The organism is Paenibacillus phyllosphaerae (assembly GCF_014192105.1).
Classification (GTDB): Bacteria; Bacillota; Bacilli; order Paenibacillales; family Paenibacillaceae; genus Paenibacillus_Z; species Paenibacillus_Z phyllosphaerae.
Genome location: NZ_JACHXK010000002.1, coordinates 589297 through 605191 on the forward strand (window position 1 = coordinate 589297; position 15895 = coordinate 605191).

Below are 15895 nucleotides of genomic sequence, written 5' to 3' on the forward strand. Positions count from 1 at the left end.
TGCAAGGATTTAGGTCAATGTCCTTTTAAGGCATCTATGGTACAATAATCGTTGAGGTGAAGGTCAAAGCTATGTTCCTGAAAAGGATAGAACTTGCAGGTTTCAAATCGTTCGCCGACAAGACCGAGCTGGAATTTGTCCGCGGCATTACGGCGGTCGTCGGTCCTAACGGCAGCGGTAAAAGCAATATAAGCGACAGCATCCGCTGGGTGCTTGGCGAACAAAGCGCGAAGAGTCTTCGCGGCGGCAAGATGGAAGATATCATCTTCGCCGGGAGCGATGCGCGCAAAGCGGTGAACATCGGCGAAGTTTCGTTAACGCTCGACAACAGCGACAATGCGCTCCCGCTCGAGTACAACGAGGTAACAGTCACCAGGCGGGTACATCGCAGCGGCGACAGCGAATATATGATCAACAAACAGCCATGCAGGCTGAAGGACATAACGGAATTATTCATGGATACCGGGATTGGCAAGGAAGCGTATTCCATTATCGGACAGGGCAGGATCGAAGAAATTTTAAGTACGCGCTCCGAGGATCGCCGCGGCATATTCGAGGAAGCCTCGGGTATCGTGAAATATAAATCGCGCAAGCGGGAAGCCCAGAAGAAGCTCGACGACACGGAGCAAAACTTGCTGCGGATCCACGATCTTGTCTCCGAGCTCGAAGATCAGGTTGAACCGCTGCGCGTGCAATCCGAGAAAGCGATTCAATACAAGGGATTGCGCGAGCAGCTCAAAATATCGGAAATCTCGATGTATGTCCATAACATCGAGACCGTGCACCGATCGTGGACCGAGGCAAGCGCGAAGCTCGAAAAGCTTGGTCAGGAACAGCTATCTCTTACGACGGTCGTAAGCAAGCACGATGCCGTTCTCGAGAAGGACCGCCAGAAGCTCAGAGAGATCGAAGAGACCCTCGACATGTTGCATGCTTCCATGCTGCAGTACAGCGAGGATTACGAGAAGTGCGAAGGTTACGGCGAGGTATTGAAGGAACGTAAGAAGAATCTCGATCAGAACCGTGCCCAGATGGAAACATCCATCGCCGCACAGACGGAACGCGTCACGACGCTTACCAAAGAAGAAGCGGAGTTCCGAGGCAAGGCGGCTGAGCTTGAAGCGCAGCTTAACGAATTGCGCGGACGTTTAATGACGGAAGAGGCACAACTGCTTGGCGCGGCTGCCGCGAATTCCGCGGAAGCGGAAGAGTCGCTCAAGAGCGACTTGCTCGATGTGATGAGCGCGATGGCGCAACTGCGCAACGAGATTCGTTATGCAGTACAGCAGGAGGAAGCGCTCCAACGCCGTATGGAACGCCTGAACGAAGAACAGGGCAAGTGGAAGGATCAGCATCAGAAGATGACGGATCGTCGTGCCGATCTGAAGCAGCGGCTCGATGATACGATGTCTGCGATCACGGCCGCCAGAGAGAAGTATGCAAGCGAGAGCGAGAAGCTGCAATCCGGCCAGAAGCTGCTGGAGGAAACCCAGTCTGCCGCGAGGAAGTGGGAGCAGAAGCTGGAAGCGCTCCGCTCGCGCCGGGATACGATGAAAGAGATGCAAGATGATCTCGATGGATTTATGCATGGCGTTAAGGAAGTGCTTAAAGCTTCCAGACGGCCGCAGGGCGGGCTGGAAGGCGTGCATGGCGCGGTGGCTGAGCTCATTCGCGTGCCTGAGAAGCTGGAGACGGCCGTTGAGACGGCGCTGGGCGGCGCATTGCAGCATGTTGTCATGACCGATGAGCGTACGGCGAGAGCCGCGATTGCTTTCCTGAAGCAGCGTCAGCTGGGCCGGGCGACATTCCTTCCAATGGATGTCATTCGCGGCCGCAGCGTGCCTGAACAGGAAAAGCGGATCATTGCAAACGTCGAAGGCTTCGTCGGCATAGCCGCAGAGCTGGTCGGCAGCGAGCCGAAGTATGCTTCGATCGTGGACAATTTGCTCGGCAACGTGCTTATCGCCCAGACGCTGGAACATGCGAACCGGATCGCGGCCAAATGCCAATACCGCTTCCGTGTCGTTACGCTGGACGGGGACGTCGTCAACGCAGGCGGTTCCATGACGGGCGGCAGCATGCAGAAGAAAGGCGCCAATCTTCTCGGACGCCAACGCCAGATCGAGCAGCTCGACGCGGAAGTGAAAGAGACCGATACGCAGCTTACCAAGTTGCATGATAAGATGTACGATCTGCGCAAGGAACATTCGATACGGTCGCAGAACATTGACGACCTGCGAGGTCAAGGAGAGCAGCTGCGGATCGGGGAGCAGCATTTGCGCGCGGAGCTCCAACAGCTGGAGAACGAGAGCCGTCATCTGGATGAGCAGAACAAGTTGTACGAATCCGATAGCACGGGTCAGCGGCAGGAACGCGAGCAGTTGAAAGCGTCGGCAGCCGAGGCGGAGCGTAAGCTGGTAGAGCTCACGCAAGAGGAAGCGAAGCTGCAGGAAGCGATCCGGATCGCGGAAGAAAAGCGCAAGGCCAATGAGTCGGCGAAGGAACAGATGCAGGATCAATTAACCGACCTGAAGATCGCCGTAGCCAAAGCTGATCGCGAGAAGCAGGCATTCGAGGATCAAGCGGCCCGTGTCCGTGCGGACATAACTAGAGCGAAACAAGAGCTTAACGGTCTGCGCGACATGCTGTCCCGTCAGAATGAAGAGGCGAAGCAGCTCATCGAAGAGACTGGCCGGCAGAGCACGCAGCTTAATACGCTGCGCGGACAGAAAGAGACATGCGCCGAACAGACGGATTTGAAGCGGGCGCAACGTGCAGAGATGGTTAAGGAATTGGAGAACGGCGAGAGCGAGACGAAGGAACAGCGGGCTTCGCTTCGGTTGGTAGAGGATCAGATTCGCCAAACGGAGATTACCGCCAATCGCTTAGACGTCGAGTTGGACAATCTGCTTCGCAAGCTAAGCGAAGAGTATGAACTGAGTTTCGAGCTGGCGAAGAGCAAATATCCGGTTCCTGAAGATATTGCTGCGCTTCAGAACGAGGTGCGCGAACTCAAACGGAAGATTACGCTTCTAGGTGAGGTCAACTTGGGGGCCATTGACGAGTATGAGCGGGTCAAAGAACGTTATGAGTTCCTTGACGAGCAGAAGAACGACCTCATTGAGGCCAAAACGACGCTGTATCAAGTCATCCGCGAGATGGATGAGGAGATGTCGAAACGATTCCGGACGACCTTCGAGGCGATTCGCGGGCACTTCGTTGTCGTCTTTGCGAAGTTGTTCGGCGGCGGGCGCGCCGATCTGATTTTGGTGGATCCGGAGCGAGTGCTGGACAGCGGGATCGATATCGTCGCCCAACCTCCAGGCAAGAAGCTCCAGAATTTGCAGCTTCTCTCCGGCGGTGAGCGGGCGCTTACGGCAATTGCGCTGCTGTTCGCCATTCTTCAAGTCAAGCCCGTGCCTTTCTGCGTGCTCGACGAGGTCGAAGCGGCGCTTGATGAAGCGAATGTGGCGCGTTATGCCCAATATCTGCGCGAATTCTCCCATTTGACCCAGTTCATCGTGGTCACGCATCGCAAAGGGACGATGGAGGAAGCGGACGTTCTCTACGGCGTAACGATGGAAGAAGGCGGGGTTTCGAAGCTCGTCTCGGTTCGCTTGGAAGAAGAGGATCCCCTCTCCGCCTAGGCAACAGATTGGCGTCATTGAAGAGGTTTATCGTCATCCGCAAGCGAGCGGCCTAGCGCATAGGCTGCCCGCTTTTGGTTGGCTTTGTACGTAGATGGATGGAGGGATCATGGTGAGTTTTTTTAAGCGATTGAAGGATAGCATCTCGCAGAAAACCGAAAGCGTCACGAATAAGTTCAAGGAAGGCTTGACGAAGACCCGCACGGCGTTCGTCGAGCGCGTCGAAGAGCTAATCACAAGACGCAAGAAGATCGATGAAGCCTTCTATGAGGAATTGGAGGAAATCCTGATCGGCGCTGACGTGGGCGTCAACACGGTCATGCAGCTGATCGACGAACTTCGAGTAGAGGTGAAGAAACGCAAAATCGAAGACGCAGCCGAGCTGCAGCCCGTATTGTCCGAGAAGCTTATCGGCTTGCTTAGAGGCGATGAGGATAACAAAATCCACCTCGAAAGCAGCGGCTTGTCGGTCGTATTGTTCGTCGGCGTTAACGGTGTCGGCAAGACGACGACGATCGGCAAACTCGCCCATAAGTATAAAAGCGAGGGCAAACGCGTGCTGCTGGCAGCGGGGGATACGTTCCGTGCCGGGGCCATCGAGCAGCTTGAAGTATGGGGGCAGCGCGTAGGCGTGGACGTCATCAAGCAATCGTCCGGCTCAGATCCGGCGGCGGTTATGTTCGATGCGGTTCAAGCGGCCAAGCAGCGCGGCGTCGATATTCTGCTGTGCGATACGGCCGGCCGGCTGCAGAACAAATCCAACCTGATGGAAGAGCTGAACAAAATCTACCGCGTCATTCAGCGCGAAGTGCCTGGTGCGCCGCATGAAGTATTGTTAGTCCTCGACGCGACGACAGGCCAGAATGCCTTGAGTCAAGCGAAGCTGTTCGGCGAGAAGAGCGGCGTGACCGGACTTGTATTAACGAAGCTGGATGGAACGGCAAAGGGCGGTATCGTCATCGCCATCCGCAACGAGCTTCAGCTGCCGGTTAAGCTTGTCGGTCTGGGCGAGAAGATGGACGATCTGCAAGAATTCGACTCCGAACAGTTCGTGCACGCGTTGTTTGCAGGCCTGATTCAGGCGTCGGAACAAGTGGAAGAATAACTTTTCCGAACTGACAAGGGAATATACTTGACAGGCACGTGTCTCCTGCGCTATGATAAACGTCGTGGTTAAGATGTGTAAAGGTCTTACCCTTGACAAAGGTGGTGCAGCGGTGATTACACAAGGACCCGATGCCCTTGCGAAGACGACTCGAATTAACTTGTTATTCGACTTTTATGAGCCGCTCTTGACTGAGAAGCAGCGGACTTTTCTTAAATATTATTTTCATGATGATTATTCCCTGGGCGAGATTGCAGCCGAGTTCGAAGTGAGCCGCCAGGCGGTCTACGAACATATTAAGCGTGCGGAATCGGTACTGGAATCTTATGAGAGCAAGCTGAAGTTGCTCACGAAGCATGAAGCGTTGGAAAGCTGGATCGTTCAGTTAGAACGCTGCGCAAGTGATCCGAAGGCGTTAGCCTCAGATTCGCTTGCGAGCGAACTTGAAACGATTGCAGCCGGGCTTCGTACCAGTCAATCAGGGGATTAGTTCAGCCTACATATTACGTTTTCGAAATGAGGTGACGTCATGGCGTTTGAAGGATTGACAAGCAGGCTGCAGAACGTGTTCGGCAAGCTGCGCGGCAAAGGCAAGCTGAGCGAAGAAGATGTCAATGAAGCGATGCGCGAGGTGCGCCTGGCCCTGCTCGAAGCCGACGTCAACTTTAAGGTCGTCAAAGACTTTATTACGAAGGTGAAGGAACAGGCGGTCGGCGCAGAAGTGGTGAAGAGCTTCACGCCGGGCATGGTCGTCATCGATATCGTCAATAAAGAACTGACCGAACTAATGGGCGGGACGCATAGTAAGCTCGCCAAATCCAACAAGCCTCCGACCGTTATCTTGATGGCTGGTCTGCAAGGTGCGGGTAAGACGACATCGACAGCCAAGCTCGCCAAGATGCTGCAGAAGGACAAGCATCGTCCGCTGCTGGTCGCGTGCGATATTTATCGCCCGGCTGCCATTAAGCAGCTCCAGGTACTCGGCGAACAGATCGGCGCACCGGTATTCACGATGGGAGACCAGACTGCACCGGTCGATATCGCTCGCGCTGCGATGCAACACGCGAAAGACAACGGCAATGATTATGTCATCGTCGATACGGCGGGACGACTTCATATCGACGAAGCGCTCATGGAAGAGCTCCGTCAGGTACACGAAGTGACCCAACCGGATGAAGTGCTGCTAGTCGTCGATGCGATGACCGGTCAAGAGGCTGTCAATGTAGCGCAGAGCTTCCACAATCAGCTTGAGCTTACCGGCGTCATTCTGACCAAGCTTGATGGCGATACGCGCGGCGGTGCGGCATTGTCGGTTAAAGCTGTTACGGGTTGTCCGATTAAGTTTGTCGCTACGGGCGAGAAGATTGAGCCGTTGGAGCCGTTCCATCCGAGCCGGATGGCGTCCCGAATTCTCGGGATGGGCGATATGCTCTCTCTCATCGAGAAGGCGCAAACGGGCATCGATGCCGAGAAGGCAGCCGAGATGGAACGCAAGATGCGGACAGCCGAATTCACGTTCGAGGATTTCCTCGAGCAGATGGAGCAGGTTCGTAATCTCGGTCCGCTGGATCAATTGATGGATATGCTTCCTGGCATGGGCAAGATGAAGGATATGAAGAATATCAAGGTGGACGAGAAGCAGATCGGACGGGTCGAAGCGATTGTCAAATCGATGACCAAGGAAGAGAAGCGTCAGCCTGAAATCATTAACCATTCCCGCCGTAAGCGCATTGCTGCCGGCAGCGGCACGTCTATCGCCGAAGTGAACCGCCTCATCAAGCAGTTCGATGATATGCGGAAGATGATGAAGCAATTCTCCTCCATGATGGGTCCTAAAGGCCCGAAAGGTCCTAAGGGCGGCATGAAAGGTATGAAGGGCTTGAAAGGCATGCTTGGTAAAGGGATGAAATTCCCGTTCTAAGATAGAAGAAGTCTATTCTTGTAAGGAGGTGAAACACATGGCAGTACGTATTCGTCTGAAACGTATGGGTGCACACAAAGCGCCTTACTATCGCGTAGTCGTATCCGACTCCCGTTCCCCGCGTGACGGTCGCTTTATCGAAGAAATCGGTACTTACAACCCGGTTGCACAACCGGCTCAAGTAACGATCGACGAAGAGAAAGCACTGAAATGGCTGAACAACGGAGCGCAAGCTTCCGATACAGCTCGCAACTTGCTTTCCCAAGCAGGCGTTCTGAAAAAGTTCCATGAATCCAAGCTTCAGAAGTAATATTTCTTAAGCGGAGGCCGCGAGATGAAAGAATTAGTTCTTGTCATAGCGAAGGCTCTTGTGGATCACCCCGAGGACGTGCGTGTCGACGTGAAAGAGGACGATCGCGGCACCGTCTACCAGCTTTCCGTTCATCCCGGCGATGTCGGCAAGGTGATCGGAAAGCAGGGGCGGATTGCTAAGGCGCTCCGAACAGTTGTTTCCTCGGCGGCTGTTAAGTCGGATAAGCGCGTCATGGTCGATATTATTTCATAGCGATCGTACATCGAAGTAGGGTTAGGATCCTTATCCTAGCCCTATTTCGCTGTTCAGCAAGGCATTGGATAGGGGGCTTGATGTAATGAAGGAACAAGAATGGTTGAACGTAGGCAAGATTGTGAACACACATGGGATTCGCGGTGAATTAAAGGTTGTTTCGCAAACGCACTTCGCGGAGGAGCGCTTCGCCGAAGGAAACAAGCTTGTCATCGAACATCCGGAGACGAATCAGCAGCTGACGATCGAAATCGCCAGTGCCCGTGAACACAAAGGGATGTTTATCATCCGGTTAGTTGGCTACACTAATATTAACGAAGTTGAGAAATATAAGGGCTGGGTCATTAAAGTATCCAAGGAGAACCTTGGAGAACTGGATGAAGGCGAGTATTACCATTACGAGATTATCGGCTGCCGCGTAGTGACGGACGAAGGGCAAGAGCTTGGTACGATTACCGAGATCCTAAGCCCCGGGGCCAACGATGTCTGGGTCATCCAGCCGACTAAAGGGAAGCAGTTGCTTATCCCTGTCATTGATGAGGTTGTCCTGAACGTAGACGTGAAGGACAAACTTGTCACGGTCCATCTGATGGAAGGGCTGATCTAGGCGTGAGGATCGATGTACTGACGCTGTTCCCCGAGATGTTCGCCGGAGTATTTGGGTCGAGCATTCTCGGTAAAGCCCGTGACAAAGGCATTGTCGGCCTGAACGCGGTCAATTTCCGCGATTACGCGAACAATAAGCATAACACAGTAGATGACTATCCCTACGGCGGCGGGGGCGGAATGGTGCTGAAGCCAGAGCCGCTCTTCGCAGCTGTAGAGGATTTGGTGACGGAACAGGCCGGTAAACCTCGCGTGATCCTGATGTGCCCGCAGGGTGAAACGTTCAGCCAGCGCAAAGCGGAGGAACTCGCCAAGGAGCCGCATCTCATTTTTGTGTGCGGTCATTATGAAGGTTATGATGAACGGATTCGGGAGCACCTTGTCACGGATGAGATCTCGATCGGAGACTACGTGCTCACCGGAGGCGAATTGCCGGCTATGGTCGTGATCGACAGCGTGGCAAGGCTGCTGCCTGGCGTGCTCGGCAACGAGACGTCCGCCGTGACCGATTCGTTCAGCACGGGGCTGATTGAACATCCTCACTATACGCGCCCTGCCGTATTCAGAGGCTGGGAAGTCCCTGAGGTGCTCATGTCGGGTCATCATGCGAAGGTTGAAGCGTGGAGACGGGAACAATCGCTCTTGCGGACATTGAAGCGGCGTCCAGACCTTCTGGAGAACGCGGAATTGAGCGATAAAGAACGTGTATGGCTAAATCAGCAGCGAAGTGAAAAATAAGCTTTGCATTTTTCGCTCGTGTATGATAATATTTCAAATGTTGCTTTTTGTAATAGTCGGACGGTCCGCTAGACAGTGATGATCCGGTTCAGAGGAACTTGGGTAGCTGATATGAACGTCTATGGTGGAAGGAGTGATTCTAAGATGAATATCGTACAAGCAATTACGCAAGAGCAATTGCGTACAGATCTGCCAAACTTCCGTCCGGGAGACACACTCAAGGTACACGTTAAAGTTATCGAGGGTTCCCGTGAACGTATCCAGTTGTTCGAAGGCGTTGTTATCAAACGTCGCGGCGGCGGCATCAGCGAAACTTTTACAGTTCGTAAAATTTCGTACGGTGTAGGTGTGGAAAGAACTTTCCCAGTACATTCGCCGAAGCTGGAGAAGATCGAAGTGGCTCGTCGCGGTAAAGTCCGTCGTGCGAAGCTGTACTACCTTCGTAACCTGCGCGGTAAAGCTGCGAGAATTAAAGAGATTCGCTAATGAACGACAAGAGGGGGGCTTGCGCATAGTAAGTCTCCTTTTTCTTATTCATTGAGAACAATAGGGTCAGCAATGGAGGGGAACAAATGGATCAACAGACTGGCAAGAACGAGAATGGCATCGATTCACAGGAACCTGTAGACGATCATGTGGAACATGCTGCCGACAGCGATAACGATACGGTGCAGCCCGCCCAGCAGAAGCAGGAGAAGGGAAGCCGAGCGCAGAAGGAAATCGGCGAATGGGTAAAGGCGCTTGCGATCGCTGCGCTGCTCGTGTTCGTGATCCGTTGGTTTTTGTTTGCTCCTTTCATCGTCGAGGGAGAATCCATGCAACCTAATTTCTATACGGGCGAGCGTCTGATCGTTAACAAAATTATCTATGATATCCGGGCTCCGAAGCACGGTGAAGTCATTGTGTTCGAAGTGCCGGACGAAGGCCGCGATTTCATTAAACGCGTCATTGGCGTTCCTGGCGACAAAGTGAAATTGGAAGGCGACGATCTATACATAAACGGCGAGAAAGTAGACGAGCCATATTTGGCGGAATCGATTGCTGCGGCAAAAGCCAACGGGGAAATCTTCAACAATACCGGTCCTAACTTCCCGAATGCGGACGTAACCGAGGATGTTGTACCTGAAGGCACGGTGCTTGCTTTTGGCGATAACCGCCGCAACAGCAAGGACAGCCGGATGATCGGATACGTTTCGGATGATCTGATTATCGGCCGTGCGGATTTTATTTTCTGGCCGTTCGATAAAGTGAGTTTGGTTAAACACGGATGAGGTGACAGGCAGCATGACGATTCAATGGTTTCCAGGCCATATGACAAGGGCCCGGAGACAAATTCAAGATAAGTTAAAGTTGATCGATATCGCGATCGAGCTGCTTGATGCGCGGGTTCCCGCCGCTAGCCGCAATCCGATGATCGATGAGATCCTGTTGGGTAAGCCAAGATTGATCATTCTGAACAAGAGCGATCTGGCCGATCCACGGACCACCGAGCAATGGATGGCTGCTTTTGCGAAGGAAGGGCATGCGAGCTTGGCGCTCGATTCGTCCACAGGTACACGCGTTGGGGAGGTACCTGCAGCTGCCAAGCAAATCTTGCATGAGAAGATTGCTCGCCAGATTGCTAAGGGCATGAATCCGCGCGCCGTTCGGGCGTTAATCGTCGGCATTCCGAACGTCGGCAAATCCACCTTGACGAATCGCCTCGCTGGCCGCAATATTGCAGCGACTGGTGATCGGCCTGGCGTGACGAAGGGGCAGCAGTGGATTAAGGTCGGCACGGAGATGGAGCTGCTCGATACGCCTGGTATTCTATGGCCGAAATTCGAGGATCAGCTCGTCGGCATGAAGCTTGCGATGACAGGCGCGATTAAGGAGCAGATCCTGAATATCGAGGATGTGGCTTTCTTCGCGGTCAAGGTGCTTGTTGAGCGTTATTGGCCGATGATGGCCGAGCGGTTCGGGATCGACAATCCGCCTTCGGATCTGGAGAATGCAGACGAGATCGTACGGGTTATGGAAGATATCGGCCGCAAGCGGGGATGTCTCATTAGCGGCGGACGAGTGGATTTAGAGAAGACGTCTGGCATTATTTTACGTGAGCTTCGTGCAGGCAAGTTAGGCAGACTGTCGCTTGAAGCGCCGGAAGGGTACTAGGGGATATCATCCGACGGCAGCACTCACGTTTTCAATTCGAGAATACGGGCGAAAGCCGCGTAAACGGGAGAGACGCGGAATGCTTACCTACGAACGCCCGCTGTGGGAGCAGGGGCACCGGTTTATCGCGGGCATCGACGAAGTCGGCCGCGGTTGTTTATTTGGCGACGTGGTGGCGGCAGCTGTCATCCTGCCTGAAGAACTCGAGCTTGAAGGGATCAACGATTCCAAGAAGCTGTCGGAGAAGAAACGTGAGAAGCTGTATTGGGAGATTACCGAGGCGGCGCTCGCTTGGTCTGTTGCGCGGGTAGATGCAGCGAAGATCGATGAAATCAACATCAAGCAGGCCGCAAGGCTCGCCATGAAGATATCTGTGGAGACGCTCGAAGTGCAACCTGGTTATCTGCTCGTCGATGCCGAGAAAGTGGATCTGGATATTCCTCAGCTTGCGATTATTAAAGGCGATGCGTTAAGCCAATCGATTGCGGCCGCATCGATCATCGCGAAGGTGACGCGTGATCGCCTGTGTACGGGAGAATGGGACGCGCTTTATCCGGAATACGGCATAGCCGTTCACAAGGGCTATGCGACGAAGGTACATCGCGAGCGTCTGCTCGAGTACGGGGCAAGCCCGCTTCATCGCAAATCGTTTCTGGGCAAGATTTTTGCCGAACTAGAGCAGATGGAGCTCTTCGAAGAAGAAACAACTCTATAGGCGTATATGGGCCGGACGGAGCGTCTTGCGGAAGAACCGCATAAGGACGAATCTGACCGGCTTTTTAAATTTGTGCAGATTGCGACGAAAAGTTTGCGCCAAGAGGTTAACGGGAAATCGGAAGATGCCGATACTAGTAATAAAAGAGTCTGGTAAGGGCTGGACCTGCATGGCGATGATGTCAGGTCATGCAAGCTGGACGCGCGCGTGCGCCTTACTAAGGAGTGGACGGAATATGAATATCGGACAGGTCATGCGCGGAATGATGGGAGACGCGCAAAGCTCGGACAGCAAAGCGCTGGAGCTTAAGGTCGGTCAAGTGGTTCGCGGCGTTATTGTTTCCTTGTCGGAGGATCAGCAAGCCGTCATTCAGATCAATGGGACGCAGGTAAGAGCCAAGCTCGAGACAACGCTGACACCGGGACAATCAACATTGCTTCAGGTGCAGCCTCAGTCCGAGAATGGCCAACTGGTCATGAAGACGGTGGATGCCAATATGGCGCAGTTGACGGAAGAAAGCGTGAAGGAATGGGCGAAAGCATTGGCCTTGCCTGACCAGCAAAAATGGGCAGGAGAGCTCATCCGCGACTTGAAACGCGACGGTATGACATTGACCAAAGCCCTAAGCAGCCAATTCCAGCAAGCTGCCGAGGCTAAGCCGCCAGCGGCGGATAGCAAGACGTGGATGCAAGCTACGGCTGTTGCCGTGAAGCGAGGCCTTCCCGTGACGGAGGCGACCGTAGGAGCGCTGAGGCAGGCTTTGTCAGGGCCGCCCGTTCACCAGTTGCTGCAAACGTTAGAGCAGGAGCTAGGCAAGTGGCAAGGCGAGCTAGAGGCATCCGGGATGTCCTCTGACGATTCGCAGGGAGCTGGTAATCCGACGGACAAAACGGCGACGAAGCCTGCGCTTTCAACAGCTCAGCAAGCCGCGACCCGGCTTCAAGCGCTCCTGGCAGAAGGAGCGGATTTGATGCAAGCCGATGTATTGGCGGATGATGCACCGTCATCAGGGGTTGCACAGACGTCCGCAGCAGTTGTAGAGGAAGACGTAACGGCTACGGCTGGGCAATCAATCAAATCAGTGAAGCAAGAGGCGCAGGAGGCACCGCCGAAGACCTTAGCGTCTGACGCGGATTCCGCTGAACCGACGGAACATGCAGAGCAGACAGCGGGCAGTAAGGCGCAGGCGAATATGGTAGGCGGCCTATTGAAATGGCTGGGCGTTGATCATGAGCGACTGCTGGCGCAATCTGTGCTTCAAGACGCGCAGCAGAACAGGCCGGTGGAAGAGGGCGAATCTGTATCTGTTGCACCTGAGGGAGAGGCGCCGGAAGCAACTCAGACAACTGAGGGCAAGCCCAAAGAGGCCTTTACGGCGCATGGTATCGAACGTCAGGGGATGCCCGTTATGCAGGATCGGCTTGCAGTTACAGGAATGACTGGACAGGCAGATCTTGCCGGTGCGGCAGCGAAAGCGCAAGATCTGCCTAACGCGACCGACAGCATGAAAAGCCTGCTGCTCACGATTGCAAGCAGCGACGATGTTCCGGCTGCCCTCAAAGATTCGGCGCAGCAGCTTGTGCAGCAAATTACCGGGCAACAGCTGCTTCTGTCGCCGGAGCGGAACGGTTCTCCTTTTACCCATGTGACCTTGTTTATCCCGCTCAAAAGCCCGAATGGCGATCAGACGGCTTCGGTGCATATCCAGACGAGACGCGGGCGCAAGGGAGAACTTGATGCCGACAACTGTCATCTCATGTTTGATCTGCGTATGAAGTCGTTGGGCGATACGATCGTGGATGTTCAGGTTGTGGACAAAATTGTCAGCCTGAAGCTGTGGAACGATCATCCGGCGATCGAAGAATTGCTGGAGTCATCCCGTTCCGAAGTGACGGAAGCGCTGAAGCAGGCAGGGTATCAGCTGCTCACGCTCAAAGCAACCCCAATGCCGGATCGGCTGGCTTTGTCCGGCCAACAGGAAACAGCGGCAGCGGCGCCGTCCCCGGTGCAATCGGCGTATACCTCTCGTCCGTATAAAGGGGTGGATTATCGAATATGAGCAGCAGGAATCATCGGCCTCAGCAGAACAATGGTAAGGAGGCGCAATCGCCGGCCAAAAAGGCTGTTGCGCTCAAGTATGAGCCCGGTGAGGGAACGGCCCCGAAAGTCATTGCCAAGGGAAGCGGCAGAATGGCCGATGCGATTGTCGAGAAAGCTTCGGATAACGGTGTCCCTATTCAGGAGGATAAGTCGCTCGTCGAGGTGCTCTCCAAGCTTGATCTGAATCAGGAAATTCCGCCGGAGCTCTACATGCTTGTCGCGGAAGTGCTTAGCTTCGTCTATCGTTCAGACAAGCGGGCAGGGAAGATGGGAAGATGACGAATACGAATGGGCGACGGACAGATACGAGACGATTAACCGGCCAGTTCGGCGAGGAGCAAGGCGTCCAATTGCTGCTGGAGGCAGGCTACACGATCTTGCATCGCAATTGGCGGTGCAGAAGCGGCGAGATTGATATCGTTGCTGCGAACGAAGGCGTACTCGTCTTTGTCGAAGTGAGGACAAGAACGTCAGGCGGACGGTTCGGCATGGCCGTCGAGTCGGTTGACTGGCGGAAGCAGCGGCAGGTTCGATCGATTGCGGAAATTTATCTTAGGACCTACGGTTATGGGGACATGAGCATACGTTTTGATGTCATGGCGTTTATGATCGATCGCTTGACGAACGACATCATCGAATCGAAACATATTTCTGGCGCATTTTGAGCCATGGCGAAGAGCCTCGGATGACAGTACATCGCGAGGCTCTTCGTGGTTTCCTACAATGCGTGCAGTTTGCGATCCAAACTGCGATAGCCGATCGCTTCCGCGATATGGGAGGCATCGACCGCGTCACAGCTTTCCAAATCGGCAACGGTGCGGGCTAGCTTAAGAATGCGGTCATGGGCGCGTAAACTAACGCCGAGCGTATCGAATGCCATTTTGAGCAACTGGTCGGCTGCTGGGGTGCGTAATGTAACTTGAAGCAAAGAGGCTCCTGCGAGCGTAGAGAGCGGACGGCCAAGCCGGCGTTCACGCTCCAGACGAATCTGATGAGCTTGCTGCACGGTTTCCCGCATCTGGGAGGAATTCATCCCGGGCTGGAGCCCTTCGGTTGAGAGCGGCCGCGCTACCTCGATATGCATATCAATCCGGTCAAGCAGCGGGCCGGAGATTTTGGCGCGGTAGCGCGCGATTTGAACTTCGCTGCACGTGCAGCGCTGCGTGTCCGTCTCATGTCCAAGATATCCGCACGGGCACGGATTCATGGAGCAGGCAAGCAGAAAACTGGCAGGAAACCGGAACACGGCTCTGGAGCGGGCAATCGTCACTTCGCGGTCTTCCAGCGGCTGCCGCAATACTTCAAGGGCATTCCGGGAGAATTCGGGCAGCTCATCCAGGAACAGGACGCCGCGGTGCGCGAGCGTAACCTCGCCGGGCCGCGGGATTGAGCCGCCGCCGATGAGTCCTGCGGCCGAGATCGTGTGATGAGGCGTCCGAAACGGACGTACCCGAAGCAGCGAAGATACGCCTTGCGGAAGCTTCCCGGCCGAGCTGTATATTTTGGTTACCTGCAAGGCTTCTTCCTCTTCCAATGGAGGCATGATGCCGGGCAGCCGTCTGGCGAGCATCGTCTTCCCAGTCCCTGGAGGGCCGCTGAAGATGACATTGTGCGAGCCGGCTGCTGCGATGAGCAAGGCACGCTTGGCATGATGCTGACCGAGCACGTCTCCGAAGTCCTCGTGCGAGGCAGCCAAAAACTCGTCCGAACCATCAGCATGAGCGCTTGGGTCATAACGTAGCAACTCCCAGCCTTGCCCGCTCTTCTCGCATTTGCCAAGCTGGCTTAAGTGAGTGACCGCAAACAACTCCATTCCTTCGATGAAGGAAGCTTCCTGCGCATTGCTCAAAGGCAGCAGCACCCGGTGCAGACCGGACCGCTTAGCTTTCTCGACCATGGGCAAAACGCCGGGAACGGCGCGAATCTCGCCTCCCAGCGCAAGCTCGCCTAACACCAAAGCCCCTTGGAACGGAGCGCTGCTGAGTTGCTCGCTCGCAGCAAGAATAGCCGAGGCAATGGCCAGGTCAAAGGCCGTACCTTCCTTGCGGAAATCGGCTGGCGCGAGATTAATCGTAATGCGGTCAAGCGGAAACTTGAAACCGCAGTTCTTAATGGCAGCCCGTACACGCTCGACGGATTCCCTGACAGCGGGATCGGGCAGACCCACAATCGATACTTGAGGCAGGCCGCTTGCGATATCGGCTTCTACCGCGATATTCTTGCCTTCGACCCCGTAAACACTGCCGCTGTATAGTGTGATAAACATGACAAAAAGCACCTCTCGTCTTATGGACGAAGGTGCTTCCTTACATATCCGTACTTGTCTATTTTTCACCATATTAGT

The 15895-nt window shown here is 54.5% G+C and carries 16 protein-coding genes; 15 read left to right on the top strand and 1 reads right to left on the bottom strand.

Going from position 1 to position 15895, the window contains the following annotated elements; all coding sequences use genetic code 11:
* Positions 1–71 precede the first annotated feature (71 nt).
* From smc to FHS18_RS07000, 15 genes are all read left to right on the top strand, one after another.
* Positions 72–3647: a chromosome segregation protein SMC gene (smc, locus tag FHS18_RS06930; protein ID WP_183598331.1), complete on the top strand. Its 3576-nt coding sequence runs from the start codon at positions 72–74 to the stop codon at positions 3645–3647.
* Positions 3648–3759: 112 nt separating this feature from the next.
* Entirely contained in the window at positions 3760–4752 is a 993-nt protein-coding gene (ftsY, locus tag FHS18_RS06935) for a signal recognition particle-docking protein FtsY (protein ID WP_183598711.1), read from the top strand.
* Between the two features lie 112 nt (positions 4753–4864).
* Complete coding sequence (locus tag FHS18_RS06940; protein WP_343060435.1) at positions 4865–5242, top strand: putative DNA-binding protein; 378 nt, start codon at positions 4865–4867, stop codon at positions 5240–5242.
* Between the two features lie 39 nt (positions 5243–5281).
* Positions 5282–6673 carry a signal recognition particle protein gene (gene ffh / locus FHS18_RS06945; protein ID WP_183598335.1) on the top strand — a complete coding sequence of 464 codons (1392 nt, stop codon included), beginning with the start codon at positions 5282–5284 and terminating at the stop codon, positions 6671–6673.
* Positions 6674–6710: 37 nt separating this feature from the next.
* Entirely contained in the window at positions 6711–6983 is a 273-nt protein-coding gene (gene rpsP, locus FHS18_RS06950; RefSeq protein ID WP_183598337.1) for a 30S ribosomal protein S16, read from the top strand.
* A 24-nt stretch (positions 6984–7007) separates the two neighbouring features.
* Positions 7008–7238, top strand: a complete 231-nt coding sequence (locus FHS18_RS06955; RefSeq protein WP_183598339.1) for a KH domain-containing protein — start codon at positions 7008–7010, stop codon at positions 7236–7238.
* An 85-nt stretch (positions 7239–7323) separates the two neighbouring features.
* Entirely contained in the window at positions 7324–7845 is a 522-nt protein-coding gene (rimM, locus tag FHS18_RS06960) for a ribosome maturation factor RimM (RefSeq protein ID WP_183598341.1), read from the top strand.
* A 2-nt stretch (positions 7846–7847) separates the two neighbouring features.
* Entirely contained in the window at positions 7848–8582 is a 735-nt protein-coding gene (gene trmD, locus FHS18_RS06965; protein WP_183598343.1) for a tRNA (guanosine(37)-N1)-methyltransferase TrmD, read from the top strand.
* A gap of 144 nt (positions 8583–8726) precedes the next feature.
* Positions 8727–9068: a 50S ribosomal protein L19 gene (gene rplS, locus FHS18_RS06970; RefSeq protein WP_183598345.1), complete on the top strand. Its 342-nt coding sequence runs from the start codon at positions 8727–8729 to the stop codon at positions 9066–9068.
* Between the two features lie 86 nt (positions 9069–9154).
* Positions 9155–9853: a signal peptidase I gene (gene lepB, locus FHS18_RS06975; RefSeq protein ID WP_183598347.1), complete on the top strand. Its 699-nt coding sequence runs from the start codon at positions 9155–9157 to the stop codon at positions 9851–9853.
* A 13-nt stretch (positions 9854–9866) separates the two neighbouring features.
* The gene (ylqF, locus tag FHS18_RS06980; protein ID WP_183598349.1) at positions 9867–10736 is read left to right on the top strand and encodes a ribosome biogenesis GTPase YlqF; all 870 of its coding nucleotides are present in this window, start codon (positions 9867–9869) and stop codon (positions 10734–10736) included.
* Positions 10737–10770: 34 nt separating this feature from the next.
* Complete coding sequence (locus tag FHS18_RS06985; RefSeq protein WP_343060447.1) at positions 10771–11451, top strand: ribonuclease HII; 681 nt, start codon at positions 10771–10773, stop codon at positions 11449–11451.
* A 235-nt stretch (positions 11452–11686) separates the two neighbouring features.
* Entirely contained in the window at positions 11687–13510 is a 1824-nt protein-coding gene (locus FHS18_RS06990; protein ID WP_183598353.1) for a hypothetical protein, read from the top strand.
* On the top strand, positions 13507–13830 hold the full coding sequence (locus tag FHS18_RS06995; protein ID WP_183598355.1) for an EscU/YscU/HrcU family type III secretion system export apparatus switch protein: 324 nt from the start codon (positions 13507–13509) through the stop codon (positions 13828–13830). Before FHS18_RS06990 ends, FHS18_RS06995 begins: the two co-directional genes overlap by 4 nt.
* Entirely contained in the window at positions 13827–14216 is a 390-nt protein-coding gene (locus FHS18_RS07000; RefSeq protein ID WP_183598357.1) for a YraN family protein, read from the top strand. The genes FHS18_RS06995 and FHS18_RS07000 overlap by 4 nt, the downstream gene beginning before the upstream one ends.
* A 53-nt stretch (positions 14217–14269) precedes the next feature.
* On the opposite strand, the gene FHS18_RS07005 is transcribed toward FHS18_RS07000, so the two are convergent.
* Positions 14270–15817, bottom strand: coding sequence for a YifB family Mg chelatase-like AAA ATPase (locus FHS18_RS07005; RefSeq protein WP_183598359.1), 1548 nt, complete (start codon positions 15815–15817; stop codon positions 14270–14272).
* Positions 15818–15895 lie beyond the last annotated feature (78 nt).

Bases quoted from the DNA above. Each gene is read 5' to 3' on its own strand.
- FHS18_RS06990 (WP_183598353.1), top strand. From the start codon at position 11,687: ATGAATATCGGACAGGTCATGCGCGGAATGATGGGAGACGCGCAAAGC.
- FHS18_RS06955 (WP_183598339.1), top strand. From the start codon at position 7,008: ATGAAAGAATTAGTTCTTGTCATAGCGAAGGCTCTTGTGGATCACCCC.
- rpsP (WP_183598337.1), top strand. From the start codon at position 6,711: ATGGCAGTACGTATTCGTCTGAAACGTATGGGTGCACACAAAGCGCCT.
- ffh (WP_183598335.1), top strand. From the start codon at position 5,282: ATGGCGTTTGAAGGATTGACAAGCAGGCTGCAGAACGTGTTCGGCAAG.
- FHS18_RS07005 (WP_183598359.1), bottom strand. From the start codon at position 15,817: ATGTTTATCACACTATACAGCGGCAGTGTTTACGGGGTCGAAGGCAAG.
- rplS (WP_183598345.1), top strand. From the start codon at position 8,727: ATGAATATCGTACAAGCAATTACGCAAGAGCAATTGCGTACAGATCTG.
- FHS18_RS06995 (WP_183598355.1), top strand. From the start codon at position 13,507: ATGAGCAGCAGGAATCATCGGCCTCAGCAGAACAATGGTAAGGAGGCG.
- smc (WP_183598331.1), top strand. From the start codon at position 72: ATGTTCCTGAAAAGGATAGAACTTGCAGGTTTCAAATCGTTCGCCGAC.
- FHS18_RS07000 (WP_183598357.1), top strand. From the start codon at position 13,827: ATGACGAATACGAATGGGCGACGGACAGATACGAGACGATTAACCGGC.
- ylqF (WP_183598349.1), top strand. From the start codon at position 9,867: ATGACGATTCAATGGTTTCCAGGCCATATGACAAGGGCCCGGAGACAA.
- rimM (WP_183598341.1), top strand. From the start codon at position 7,324: ATGAAGGAACAAGAATGGTTGAACGTAGGCAAGATTGTGAACACACAT.
- lepB (WP_183598347.1), top strand. From the start codon at position 9,155: ATGGATCAACAGACTGGCAAGAACGAGAATGGCATCGATTCACAGGAA.